Raw genomic sequence first — 13,230 nt, forward strand, 5'->3', positions numbered from 1 at the left:
CTCGCTCTTATGCAAAGCTGCGGAAAGACCGTATTGTTACACTGAGCCGGCGCTAATCTGGCAATATGTCTTCTGCTCAGCCAGCGTTCGGAGCGATGTTTCGAGAGCTGATCGAGCTGGGCGTTGTCGAGATCGACACGGAGCCGCTCGATGTCCGCATCGAGCGGCGACTCAAGGAATTCTGGGAGAATACGTCCTGTCCACGGTGCGGCCACCAGAGCATCGTGACCTGGAAGAGTATCGACCGAATCTGGTGCCGTAACTGCAATTTTAAGCCGGTTTTCACCTACGGAACGCCGTTCCACGAGAAACACCTCGCCTGCGGGGAGGTGCTTCTCGCGTTCACGCTGTACGCCGATACGTTGCTCAGTATCAACCAGATCGCGCCGTTTCTCGGTCGAGCCTATAGAACCGTCTACACAGCCATTCGAGACGTGGAAGCCGCGGTTCAGCGCGGCTTCCCCGTCGTCTGGAGCCTCCTCGATCAAACCATCGACGGACCGACGCAAGTCGACGAATCTGGCGAGGTCTGTTCGGGCTACAAAGGCCAAGAGCCGCCGCGGAACAGCCGTTCTCGCGGCGGCTCGTCCCAAACTGGTCGATCTCGTTGGCGAGGCCGCCACGGTGATCAAATAACGCTCGTCGCGGTGTGCCGCGACTCGCTTCGCGTGATTCGCGGCCAACTTGGGATCGACTACAGCAGCGATCTTGAACCGGTGATACAGGAGGCTAAAGACCTCTCCCAGCCGCTGAGAGAGGTCTGGACCGACGGACTCCAGGCGTACCGACAGATGGACTTTGACCACCGAACGGTCATCCACAAAGAGAGGTATGTATCGCCAGAAGGCGTTCATATCAACCAAGCTGAGTGCCTGTTTTCGCTTGTTCAGCCGTGGTTGCGGAAGTTCCGCGGCCTGTCCAAGCAGGGCTTGGAACAGGCCGCTCACACCTTCGGAATCGTTCGCTCATTCAACATAGCGGGTGAATCCGTCGAGTCAATCGTTGATTGTCTCGTTATCGGGGTTTTCCGCAATTCTACATAAGAGCGAGAAGGTCTCACTCACAGTTGTGGCACGGTTTTTGATTTCGAATCAGAGCGTCAAGTCATCAATTTCCCAGTCACTGGCCAGGCCGTCATCAATTCTCTCCTCAGCTACGAGATCTCGGATCCGTTGCTCAACGTCGTCGTCCAGTTCAAACTGATAGTCCACCTCGTCATTCCAGTCCCAGTACCGTGGGATGGTCGGCGAGAAATCACTCACAGCTCCAGCGGGTGCATCTAAGAGATTTCGTGTTTCGGATATTTGCCCACGAGAATATGTGATACGCTCTTGAATCGAGTCATCACGTGCGATTCGCTCCAGCAAGTCCATAGCCAAGTGTTGGTCTGCGTAGAATGCGTGTTCGAGCATTGCATTTACGACGAAGATGTCCGTGGAGGCGTGTTGATGGATGTCCTCGGCAACCGAGTGGTTGGGATGTCCAATCCCCCATCCGTACGGGTGCATCCCTTCGAGGATGTAGTCGTATCCTTCTCCATCGAGTCGGTCGAGAATCGAGCTAAAATACTCCAACGCTTCGACTGGAATTGCCTCCACACCGTCTGACAGTCGAGTACGAATGAGGTAACGACCTGTCACGTTCTGCAGTATGGTCGTCACGTGCGGGAACTCGTCTGCTATCTCTGGATGGTATGCATCGAGAAAATCTGCAAGAAACTCCCAGCCTTCGGACTGTGTCACGTCGTCCAATACGGTAATGAGTTGCCCCCTATATGCTCTGGAGATACCTCGGTAGCGGTCGGATTCATCCGCTTCATGTACTGACGCCAATCGTGCTTCGTAGATTGCGACCGCTTGTGTGAGTGCGGTTACGTCTCCGTTATCAGCATCTGCTAACTGTTGTTCGAGCCCCTCCAGCTCAACCTCATCAGGTCGGCGATCTGGTGTCATTACCCTTGGGTACAGCAACTGGAGCCGTAACGTTTGTGCCACAGAACGATGACGATAGCGTATGACAGAAACGTATGCTCTCAGTATTACTGTACAGTCGTACGAGTTCAGCGGTGAGTTCTACATCGTCGGTGATGGGTACGGAACTGGTGGAGAGGTACTGAAGTACGTTGCATCTGACCACATCTTGGTAATGAAGCAACGCCCACACGTCGCCGAATACCTCCTTGAGACACTCCAAGATGGTGAGAATGTGAGTGAGTCCGAGTACAAACAGGCAGACCCAGATGTCTCCTGTGGACTGCACTTCGATGTTGACCACCAGCAGTTTCGGTTCTGGGTTGGTGACCACGGGGTCGAGATCGGAAGACAGCCGACAAAGAGCGAGCTTCGGTCAATCGCTGATGGCCTTTAGGTATAGCTCACCCGTGCGTTCTGTTTCCTCCAGCAAGGACAAGTAGCTCGCCTACCGTAGGTGAGACTGAATGCGTCTCTTGTTTGATGATGGCACACTCCTGCTCGAAGACGCCTCCGAGACTGTCCCGTATGCCGAGTGGGACGACCGTGTCGATGAGTATCGGGCACGGGCACAGCATTACCGTGACATTCGAGAGTGGGCGACAGAACCCGATGGGCAGGCAACGCTTGAAGAATCCACAGCGACTGTGGCTGACCTAGAAGACGACGCCCGTGCCTACTCCGAGTTCTACCTCACGCCGTCTGTCGCTATCGAACCACGAGACTATCAGCAGGAAGCCCTCTCGGCGTGGCAGGACAACGACCGTCAGGGAAGCGTCGTTCTACCGACTGGGAGTGGAAAGACGTTCCTCGCCGTCCAATCGATTGCCGATGCAGGTGTCAGCACCCTCATCGTCGTGCCGACTATTGATCTGATGAATCAATGGCACGCAACGCTCACGAATGCCTTTGGCAACCAACTTCCAGACGGCGTCGGCGTCCTCGGTGGGGGCGGCCACAACGTGACGGATATTACCGTGACGACCTACGATTCTGCCTACCGCTACATCAACGAGTACGGCGACCAGTTCGGGCTTCTCGTCGTGGACGAAGTACATCATCTCCCTGCCCCGACCTACCAGCAAATCCCCGAGATGACCATTGCTCCATACCGACTCGGACTCACAGCCACGTATGAGCGTGCTGACGGCAAACACGACGAACTGGAGGATCTGCTTGGTACAGTCGTTTATCGAGAAGCAGTGGACGAGCTTGCAGGCGAGTATCTAAGTGAGTACGAGACAATCCATCTCAGCGTAGAGCTAGCTTCCGATGAACAGGAACAATACAACGAGGAGTACCAGATCTACCGTGACTACGTGGACAACCACGATTTTGACCTCTGGAAGGAAGACGGGTATCAGGAGTTTCTCAAGCGAACATCCTACGATCCGCAGGGACGGAGAGCCCTCATCGCCAAGCAACGAGCAGAGAACATCGCCCGCACAGCCGAGAAGAAACTCGATACGCTCGATAACCTTCTTAAACGCCATTACGACGACCGAACCATCATCTTTACTGCGAACAACGAGTTCGCCTACGAGATCTCTCAAGAGTTCGTCATCCCCTGTATCACGCATCAGACTGGCACCGAGGAACGCACGGAGATTTTGGAGCGGTTTCGGACGGGGGAGTACTCGATGCTTGCTACCTCGCAAGTACTGGACGAAGGGATTGACGTGCCATCTGCGAATGTTGGTATCATCCTCTCGGGGAGTGCGTCGAAACGGCAGTACGCCCAACGGCTGGGACGGATTCTGCGTCCAACAGATGACCGCCAGCCAGCCCGTCTCTACGAGATTATCACCGAAGACACGATGGAGACCTACGTCTCTGAACGGCGACGACAGGGGGTGAATACAAGTGCTGACAGCTGACATCGCACGCTCACGCACGTACGAGGATACCATCTCCCCGCTGTTCATCGACACCGACGACCAGCGGTATCGAGACACCGCTGACGAACTTATCCAGATATTCGAAGAGCATCTCGGCGAACCAAAGGGCGAACTTGAAGACACTATTGACCAACTCACTATCGCAGACACGGACTACAAAATCGTACAGGGGTTGGCGAAACTGCTCAAAGACGAGTGTGAGTTCGAGACGATTGCTGCAGTTGAGCCACGAGATATTCGGCAACGCCTCTTTGAGAAGGCGAACGAGTCGTATCCGATTGTCCGCCAACCAACACTTGGCGAAGACACGCAAAAGTTGGAGGTGTACAGCTCGGTTACTGACCAGTTGGACATCACGCTCGAAGAGTGCTATCGAGGGATGTATGCTGATCTGGAGGAGAACAAACGACTCGTGCGATTCGGACGCGGTGTTTCCGATGAATATGACGATACGGACGACTCATCTACTACGACACGACTCACGGGTGATAGCGAGGAATCCTACGCTGAAGATACGATCACCGTCGATTGGCTTCTCACACGGTATAATCTTGCACTAGCACAGACGGTGCTGTACGATGCCACTGAGATGCGGATACGAGTCTGGGACTCATTCGGAACGGTGTTCAGCTACGTCAAACTGTTCGGGCTGATGCACCGTATCTATCCAATCGACAACAACGGGAATCGTGTCTCAAGTTCCGACGTTGCTGACGGATATGAGGCGATTCTGGATGGGGCAGCTTCCCTGTTCTCGAAATCACGGAAGTACGGCATTCGTATGGCGAACTTCCTGCCCGCTCTCCCCCTGTGCGACCGCTGGGAGATGGAAGCCGATATTCTTGATGACGAAAGCGGGTCATCCCGTCCAACACTCTCGTTTGAGCTTGACCACACTGATGACCTCTCTTCACATTACTCTGCTCAGGGTGACTTCGATTCTGATGTCGAACGGACGCTCGCACAAAAATGGGACCGGTCGAACACTGACTGGGAGTTGGTACGAGAGGACGATGTGCTGGACTTGGGGGCGGAGGTGATGCTCCCTGATTTCGCCATTGAACACCCAGACGGACGACGAGTCGTGTTCGAGATCGTGGGGTTTTGGACGCCCGAATATCTCGATGAGAAACTGCACAAGATACGAGAAGCTGAGCAGGACAACCTTATTGTCGCGGTCTCAGAGCGGTTGGACTGCTCGCCAGGGGATTTTGCGGGGATGGATGGCCGTGTCTTGTGGTTCAAATCGGGGATTCACGTCTACGATGTGGTCGAGTTAGCAGAGAACTACGCTGTTGAAGTCTCAGCGTCAGAATAATGTCGGGGTCCTCTATCACTTTCACCGTGCTCTCCTGAGAGATTTAAACGTTCAGTGTGAACACTCAAATGGAACTTGGAATCTTGTCACACGCTCCAAGTTCCTCTTCCCACCCCTATGTCAAACACAGCCTCGGAACTTGGTACGTGTCCGTTCTGCGGGTCGGCTATTTTTGAGGGAGCTCTCCTCGTCGAATACGAAGCTGAGGGGGAGGCACGAGTGTTTGCGGAATGCTTCGAATGCGAAGAGCCCGTTCAGCCACAGTAGCTGTGGATTGTGAGATGGTTCGTTCGCCTCAATCACCGATACCTGTCCCTCAACGGTTTGTACTCAGGAACTACAGGGTGAAGTATGCCCAATCTGGACACACCAATTTCCTCGCTCCCAGCTCACCCGATTGAGATGGAACAGCTCCAAGAGAGGCTCGCTACCGCTACACAACCGAGGTCTGAGGCTTAGCTAAGTACAGATACTCATTGGGAACAATGTACGAAGCAGCAACAGTCTGTACAGGGTGTCATAGAACGGTTGGCATACCCCTCTTTTGCACTCCCGAATCGTTCAGTACAGGGCGCACACATACCGTGTCAGGAGACAACCTGTCTGGAATCCATCAGAACATCGGTGAAACATACAGAGGATCTATTCGGCAGCAAACACGACACCGGTAATTTCAAACCGCGCACCACCATCAGAACCTTCAGTTAGGTGGATCTCCCAGCCGTGGGCATCGACAACCTGCTTGACGATGCTCAGCCCGAAGCCAGTCCCCTCATCGCTTGTCGAATACCCCGCGTCGAACACGTCCTTATGTTCGGCAACTGGAATACCTGGGCCGTCGTCTTCGATGTAGAAGCCGTCGTCCAGTTCGCCGATTCGTACCGTCACTTCGCCACCTCCGTGTTCGACAGCGTTACGAATGAAATTCTCGAATACCTGACTCAGTCTACCTTCATCGGCTCGAATCGTCCGATCGATATCGGTGACGATGCTGGCGTCTTTGGTATCGACGTTACGCCAACAGTTCTCCGCAAGCCTTGAAGACTTGATCGAAGTTATATCAGTCGTACTTTTGCCCTCCCGAGCGAGCGCCAGCAAATCAGTGATCAGTGTATCCATCCGACCAAGTGCTCGACCGATTGGATCGAGGTGGTCATTGTCGCACTCTTTGTTCACCATCTCTAAGCGACCTTCAGCAACGTTGAGTGGATTCCGCAGATCGTGGGACACGACTGACGTGAATTGGTCTAACCGTTCGTTCGTCTGTTGGAGTTGTTCTTTCGCTTCTCGGTGTTGAAGCTCATAGCTCACCCAGCGACTCATGAGATCTACCAGCGTGACTTGCCACTCGGAGAACTGATCGGAGCGAGCCTCGGTCCCGTAGAAACAGAACGACCCATAGACCTCGTCCCCGGTAAACACTGGGGCTCCGAGATAACATGAAATTCCCCACTCGGTGAAGCCCGCCCGGTCAGTCTGCTCCGGGGCATCGCGTTCGATATCACCGGCCACGAGGGTTTCTTCGGAACTGGCGACGAGTTCACAGTTCGTGACTGAGACCGGGACTACGTCTCCCGACCGAATGCTGTCATCGTCCGTCGCAACGAACTCGAACAGGTACTCGTCACCGCGGATCTCTGACAGCGTCCCGTACTCCGTGTTGAGTTCACTTCGACCGAGTTCCAGGAGTGCCTGCACTTTGTCTTCGAACGACTGGTGTCGATCTGAGATAATATCATACATCTCGCGGAGGGCGCGATCGCGTCGTCGTTGGTCGGAGATATCCTGCTGGAAGCCAACGTAATTGACGACCGACCCATCATCATCACGGACGGGTGCAATCGACACCCGGTTCCAGAACTCCGTGCCGTCTTTCCGGTAGTTCCGGAGTTCGACGGAGACGCTGTCTTCGTTGTCAACGGCCTCTCGCATCCTCGCAACCAGTTCGGGGTCGGTGGCTTCGCCCTGGAGAAAGCGACAGTTCCGACCGAGAACCTCCGCGTCCGAGTAGCCAGTCAGCTCCTGGAATCGGTCATTCACGTAGATGAGGGGATTGTCCGCTTGGCTCGGATCGGTAAGCGTGATGCCGATGGGTGCCTCGTCCATCGCGCGGGTATTGCGTGTTAGTACCTTCTGTTGTTTCTTGCGCTCTGTTACGTCCCGGGTGTAGAACGTAAGCCCTCCGTCAAACTCAGGATAAATCGCAATTTCCAGACCGGTGTCTATCTCTTCCAAATACCCTTCGACACTCGTTGATGAGCGCGATTCCATTGCGTTCCGGATGATCGATTGGAATTGCGTGTCTGCAAGAGTCGGAAACACATCCCACAAACGTTGACCCAATACTGTAGCCGCCTCTTTGTCGTAAATGCGTTCAGCTCGTTCGTCGAGCTGCGTGACGGTAAAATCGGCATCGACTTCGATTATCGCATCGGTCATCCGATCTTTGATCGTCTGCAACCGCTGTTCACGCTCTTTCAGCGTGGTGATTTCTTGCCCAGTCGAACCGATTTTGGCAAGGGACGGGAAATCAACTGTAACGCGTGTCCCTGTGTCCGTTATCTCGATGGATAGCTCTCCCTCGACTCCCTCGATCAGCCATTTACTGAGCCATAAGCCGACACCCTGACTGTGTGTGAGCGGTGTTTCGGTCCTCTTTTCGAAAGCCTCCATTTCCTGAGTATTGATTCCCGGCCCGTTATCCTCGATTACCAATCGTGCACCGTCATCGTCTCGGACCTGAATATGCACCCACGGTTTCGTCGCGTCATTATGTCGTGCAGCATTGTCGATCAGTTCCTCGAACGCACGTTGAATTCCGTCTCGGGCACGAATTTCACACGTTTCGGGAACATCGAGTTCGAACGTCACGTCAGAATGGTCTTGTCGGACTCGTTGAACCGCCTTTGTAGTGATTTTCGAGAGATCGAACGTAGACAACTCGGTATCTCTTCCGAGTAGTGAACTGTAGGTTCGAGCAGTATCGCTCATCTCGGAGAGGGCGTCCGCGTTCTCGATAATCGTCTCTACTGACTCAATTTGCTTTTGTGATAGTGTTTCATCTTCCGTTAGCAACTCTGCATTTCCTTGGATGACGTTGAGGGTGTTTCGCATATTGTGGCGGAGATATCGCGTCAAAATCTGTCGAAGCAGATCGAGTTCCTCTTCTCTGTCCTCCAAGTCTTGTTCTCGCTGGATCCGCTCGGTGATGTCACTAAGTACGATGACGAATCCCTCGGTTTCGTTTTTCACATCCTGAAGTGCGGTAGCCGTCGCATTGACCACCAGCCGTTGAGAATCCTTGCCTTCGATAATGAAATCACCCTCCCATTCCTCCTGATCCGCCAACGTCTGCCAGAACTCCTCGTCGAAGACTCCGCCAGCCCCTTCGGGCAAGAGTATCTGTGGGGACTCCCCGAGGACTTCGTCTTCAGTATATCCGGTAATCGATTCGAGAGCCAGGTTCATGTACTCGATTGTGCCAGCGGAATCAGTCATGACGATCCCGTTTCCGGTCGATTCGACAGCTTGCTCGAAACGGCGGAGGCGTTGCTCACGCTCCTCCAATGTCGAGACCTGCTGCATCAGCTCCTGAGACTGCTGACGGCGGACGAGTAACGAGTTCAGTCGCCGAATCAACTGGGGTGGGTCGATCGGTGCATCCACCACCTCGTCGTAGGGGACCCCTCCCCCGTGGGCAGATGGGTCCTTGTTTTCCTGCGTTAGATCCGTACTCTCGCGTTGAATCAGAACCACTGGACAGAACGCCGGGTCCTCTTGCTCGATCCGGTCGCGTAACGCCACTCTATACTCGGAGAAACGGTGATCTTCGATGAGATATAAATCGGCGTCCGTTACTGTCTGGCTCGTCTCCACCTCGAATCGGTCGTCGAGCATTCTACTGATTGCCGACCGGTTTCCAGCATCGGCGACGAGTAATTGAACCGTCTCGGATGTTTCGCTCGGTCCGATGGGGGGTGTCCCTAGTTGCGTCATTATTCTGACTTGTGGCCCCTTTGCTGTGGTTCACCGGCCTGTGGTGAGCCGTGAAGGATTCCGCTGTATTCCGTGAGGGGTTCACCAATTTGGACACCGTTCGCGGTGATTTCGAATTCACGAAAACTGGAGTCGAACCCACCAGTTCGCTTTTTGAGCACGCCGATAACTTTTCGAAGCGAACTCTGAATTTCCACGTAACTGATAAATGTGAGATTGTCTGCGATTTGACTGATATCGTGGCTCGTGGCGGATGAGAGTCCTGTTACCTGGTGGGTTGCGTCGGTCACGAAGACGGTCACTTCCCTGTTGATAAGATAGCGAGTCAGAGACTGGAGATCCCGATCAAGACCGTCTTCGCTGCCTTTGATTACCGAGGTGTAGCCGCTCACGCCATCAATCATCACCGTCTCTGCATTTTCTTCCTCAACCTCTCGTCGCACCTTGTGGGCGAACTCTTCGGCGGAGAGTGTCCCCGGTTCGATTACGTTGATCGAGAGGCGTCCCTCTTCCCGCAATTCGTCGATCGGAATCCCGAGAGATCGGCATCGGTGTTCGAATGTTTCGATCCGTTCCTCGAAGAGATAGATCACCGATTTACCCAGCTGTCGTGCCGCTTGGGCGAGATATACTGTCGCAAGCGTGGTTTTCCCGACGCCAGTTGGACCGCTAATGAATGTCACCGTCCCACGTTCGAACCCCCCGCCAACCACCTCATCGAGTTCGGGGATACCCGACCCGACAGGGGTCGGATCGAACTCACGATCAGACGGTTCCGGACGAATGCGGGGATACACTTCGAGTCCGTTGGAACGGATTTCAGCTCCGTGATCGCCTTCGATTTGGCCAATTCCCCGATTTTTCTTTACTTCAATGCGCCGTCCATCGGCGACACGGGACAGTGTGACGACGCCATCACTCAGCGAGCGGATATCTGCGGACGCGTTTTGATTCTTGTTTAGGGTGGCTGTGGCGAGAATTGTGACGCCTCGCTTTTTGAGAAACCGGATGAACGAGAGGATCCGTTTGCGGTAATGATAGTCGGACGTTTCGAGGTAGCGGAGTTGGGTGATCGGGTCGATGACTACTCGTTCGGGGTCAATTTCTTCGATTGCCTCGTGAATCACCTCGGTGTAGCGTTCTTGATCGATATTACTGGAATCGACGAGATCGAAGGACGAATCTTCGGTGAAAAAGTCCGAGTCGGGGCCGAGATCGAGAAACTCGACAGCGCTGATATCGATACCGAACTGGGCGGCATTAGTTTTGAGTTCCTCGGCGGACTCTTCCCCGTGGATATAGAGGACTGTTTCGTCGTTGGCAAGTCCTTCGTGGAGGAAGTGCATGGCGAGCGTCGTTTTTGCGGTTCCTGGCTCTCCGGTGACCAGGTACATCCGATTCTGAATAAATCCCCCTCGTAATAGTTCGTCAAGACCCCCGACTCCAGTGCTTATCTGCGAAATTGGTGTGTCATTTAGGGACATAGTGGATCTCCTAAAAGAGACGATACCAATACGGATATGCCTTTGTGAAATTTATTTTGAGAGTAATTCGAAAATTTCGATTTAAGAGAGTAAGTCCATCTACCGCGATATTCGGTTGCGCACGTTGTGGCGTAACACGCGCCCCTACACCTGCAAGCGCTCTTCCTGAAATTCCCGCTCGGTGACATTCCGTCTACGCTCTTGTGTAGAACATTGTTGGTGGAGAACTGCCCGGCGATTTTCTGCAGCTCGACTCGGTGACAATGTTTTCCAGAACCGGAGCGAAGGAGGCTGAACGAGGATATGTACCGGCTCGATTTAGACTACGGAACCATCACCAACAATCTGCTTCACAAGAGCGTTCCGTCTATACCTGCCGACGGGTGCGGTCATCGATCAGTTCGCAGTCCTACCCAACGGCTGTTTCAGTAGGAAAAGTGTCGGACTAATAGGATTTCACCTATGGAAACGCTGCAGCCGACCAAACTACGTCTAGCGACAAAATGGTTACGCCGTCCGGGGATCTGCTGTTCTCACAACCGGCAGGCGGTCGGAACGTGTCTGCGGTGCGGTCGCTGTCTAGCGATAGCAGATGCTAAAGAAAGGCTCCGACCGACCGCTGAGGGCCGCCGGTTTGGCGGCCCTCAGCTCCCTCGTCTGTCTGCCCGGCCAGTGGTCATCATCGTTCGGAGAGGCGATCTTGTGACTCGGGACGCCAGCACGTGAAGCAGAGATTCACCTATTCGGGCTTTCCCGGATGCCGCGGGGCGCGGCATCCGGGCTGTAGCGCCCATGGCTCGACTTCTTTCGCGCATGGACCAGTCAACAGAACGTGCTCGATGGCACGGAATCCTTATCGGTCTCTTGCGCCCCATATCTTGTTTCACGTTCTCCAGGGATAGCAGCGTTTCCATCGAGTCAACAGAGCCGATCGTGAGTATCGCAGTTATTGGCATAACCGTCGCGGTGTATGCCTGGTACCAGACCAACCTGACCGGTATACAACAACTGACCAACAGTGTTATCTCTCTACTCGTGAGTATCGGCTGTGCGGCGGCTGGAACAGTCGTTCTGAAGAAATTAAATCCAAACTGGTATGCCTCATGAGGACACACGACGAGTAACCTACATTGCCTGAGAATGATCCTATGACAGGGTTTTGTAGAAAATATATGATTTAAATAGTGTGCTGTCGATAGCAGATTTCAACCATCCATTGGGATCCTCAACTAGATCGTAATTACTGCTAAATCTCGGTCTGAGTAAAATGACATATGTCTACCACTCGTCGACGCGAGTTCATGGCACTGGCCGCTGGCGCGGCACTCGGTGGCGGCGCGGTGATGGCGCAACAAGAAGGGGAGTACGAGTTTAATATCGAGATCCATGACCGCCGGAGCTTCACCGTGAGCAGCCCGGACATGTGCGGGCCGGTGACGCTGGAAGTCGATACCGAGTTCTTCCTCGAACATCCGGATTGCGCCCCAGCTATCGATACGATCAAAGAGTACTACAACGAGGTCTGTCTGCCGTTCACAGTAGATTTTGACCAACTCGAACCGATTGGCGCAACGGACAGGATCTACACAGGAACGACTATCTTGGACCCAGAGGGCGGTGTACTCGGCCAAGTTGGGCCATCGCCAGAACAGCGGGATCAATGGTACGACGTGATCGATCAACAGCGTCTTTCGAACTGCGAGGACGACGACTCGAACGACACCGACGATCCATCCGACAACGCCGACAGGCTGGCGTTTATTACGTCAGACGATCCCGACCTCGAGGACGTGTTTCAGCAGTACGAGTTTACCGTCGCTGAGGGCGACGTTGAACGCGATCAGGACGGCTATACCCATCCGGATACTGGCGGTGGGGTACGGGGAACCTCAAACATCACGATTGACGGGAACCAGGTTGAAGGTGAGAGTGGCAACGGCTCCGGTGACTCGTTCTGGCTGTCACCGGAGGGCGAGTGGTCGCTCCAATCCATCTCGATGGACGACACCGTCTGGGTCGAACTGAATCAAACCCCCGTCGATCCCGCGGATCTGCCGGGTATTGAGGATGATATCGACCCCGGCAACGGCGACGACAGCAACGGTGACGACCCGAACGGCGACGACAGCAACGGCGACGACCCGAACGGCGACGACAGCAACGGTGACGACCCGAACGGCGACGACAGCAACGGTGACGACCCGAACGGCGACGACAGCAACGGCGACGACCCGAACGGCGACGATCCAAACGGGAACACCAATGGAAACAGCAACGGCAACAACGACGATCCGAACGGAAACGACAACGACGGGAACGACAACGGCGACAGTAATGGTTCGGACGATCCAGATGGATCGGACGACAACACGGCAGACCAACTGAATGGATTCGGGATCGGTGCTGCAATAACTGCAATCGGCGGGATCTTAGGTACCAAACGGTATCTTTCTCGTAGAGACTCAGAAGACGAGTAGTTAGTCACCAATAGCGGTTTTTAGTTTAGAGCCAGTTCACCTTCCGCCGTTCTTGCTACTGAGCCTCCGGCGAATACGTCCCACGGT

8 protein-coding genes are annotated in these 13,230 nt (G+C 54.2%); 5 read left to right on the forward strand and 3 right to left on the reverse strand.

The window, feature by feature from the left end; translation table 11 throughout:
- Window positions 1–65: 65 nt before the first annotated feature.
- Window positions 66–1,043 (forward strand): IS1595 family transposase, encoded by a 978-nt coding sequence (locus tag ACFQL3_RS01780; protein WP_377050860.1) that lies wholly within the window; start codon window positions 66–68, stop codon window positions 1,041–1,043.
- 48 nt (window positions 1,044–1,091) lie between these two features.
- Here the strand turns inward: ACFQL3_RS01780 and ACFQL3_RS01785 are convergent, their stop codons facing one another.
- Window positions 1,092–1,952, reverse strand: coding sequence for a hypothetical protein (locus ACFQL3_RS01785; protein ID WP_377050862.1), 861 nt, complete (start codon window positions 1,950–1,952; stop codon window positions 1,092–1,094).
- Between the two features lie 61 nt (window positions 1,953–2,013).
- Here ACFQL3_RS01785 and ACFQL3_RS01790 point away from each other — a divergent pair, with 61 nt between their 5' ends.
- The 3 genes from ACFQL3_RS01790 to ACFQL3_RS01800 all read left to right on the forward strand — a co-directional run bounded on the left by ACFQL3_RS01790 (window position 2,014) and on the right by ACFQL3_RS01800 (window position 5,186).
- On the forward strand, window positions 2,014–2,367 hold the full coding sequence (locus ACFQL3_RS01790) for a hypothetical protein (protein ID WP_377050864.1): 354 nt from the start codon (window positions 2,014–2,016) through the stop codon (window positions 2,365–2,367).
- A 70-nt stretch (window positions 2,368–2,437) separates the two neighbouring features.
- On the forward strand, window positions 2,438–3,847 hold the full coding sequence (locus ACFQL3_RS01795; RefSeq protein ID WP_377050866.1) for a DEAD/DEAH box helicase: 1,410 nt from the start codon (window positions 2,438–2,440) through the stop codon (window positions 3,845–3,847).
- Window positions 3,834–5,186, forward strand: coding sequence for a DUF790 family protein (locus tag ACFQL3_RS01800; protein ID WP_377050868.1), 1,353 nt, complete (start codon window positions 3,834–3,836; stop codon window positions 5,184–5,186). Before ACFQL3_RS01795 ends, ACFQL3_RS01800 begins: the two co-directional genes overlap by 14 nt.
- A gap of 642 nt (window positions 5,187–5,828) precedes the next feature.
- On the opposite strand, the gene ACFQL3_RS01805 is transcribed toward ACFQL3_RS01800, so the two are convergent.
- A complete protein-coding gene (locus tag ACFQL3_RS01805) occupies window positions 5,829–9,182 on the reverse strand; it encodes a PAS domain S-box protein (RefSeq protein ID WP_377050870.1) in 3,354 nt (1,117 codons plus the stop codon).
- Window positions 9,182–10,666: an ATPase domain-containing protein gene (locus ACFQL3_RS01810; protein ID WP_377050872.1), complete on the reverse strand. Its 1,485-nt coding sequence runs from the start codon at window positions 10,664–10,666 to the stop codon at window positions 9,182–9,184. Before ACFQL3_RS01810 ends, ACFQL3_RS01805 begins: the two co-directional genes overlap by 1 nt.
- Window positions 10,667–11,940: 1,274 nt before the next feature.
- Here ACFQL3_RS01810 and ACFQL3_RS01815 point away from each other — a divergent pair.
- Complete coding sequence (locus ACFQL3_RS01815; protein ID WP_377050874.1) at window positions 11,941–13,143, forward strand: hypothetical protein; 1,203 nt, start codon at window positions 11,941–11,943, stop codon at window positions 13,141–13,143.
- Window positions 13,144–13,230 lie beyond the last annotated feature (87 nt).

The organism is Natronoarchaeum sp. GCM10025321 (assembly GCF_042663585.1).
GTDB lineage: Archaea > Halobacteriota > Halobacteria > Halobacteriales > Natronoarchaeaceae > Natranaeroarchaeum.

Excerpts from the sequence above, each read along its gene's own strand:
- ACFQL3_RS01780 (WP_377050860.1), top strand. The coding sequence starts at position 66 with ATGTCTTCTGCTCAGCCAGCGTTCGGAGCGATGTTTCGAGAGCTGATC.
- ACFQL3_RS01785 (WP_377050862.1), bottom strand. The coding sequence starts at position 1,952 with ATGACACCAGATCGCCGACCTGATGAGGTTGAGCTGGAGGGGCTCGAA.
- ACFQL3_RS01790 (WP_377050864.1), top strand. The coding sequence starts at position 2,014 with ATGACAGAAACGTATGCTCTCAGTATTACTGTACAGTCGTACGAGTTC.
- ACFQL3_RS01795 (WP_377050866.1), top strand. The coding sequence starts at position 2,438 with ATGCGTCTCTTGTTTGATGATGGCACACTCCTGCTCGAAGACGCCTCC.
- ACFQL3_RS01805 (WP_377050870.1), bottom strand. The coding sequence starts at position 9,182 with ATGACGCAACTAGGGACACCCCCCATCGGACCGAGCGAAACATCCGAG.
- ACFQL3_RS01810 (WP_377050872.1), bottom strand. The coding sequence starts at position 10,666 with ATGTCCCTAAATGACACACCAATTTCGCAGATAAGCACTGGAGTCGGG.
- ACFQL3_RS01815 (WP_377050874.1), top strand. The coding sequence starts at position 11,941 with ATGTCTACCACTCGTCGACGCGAGTTCATGGCACTGGCCGCTGGCGCG.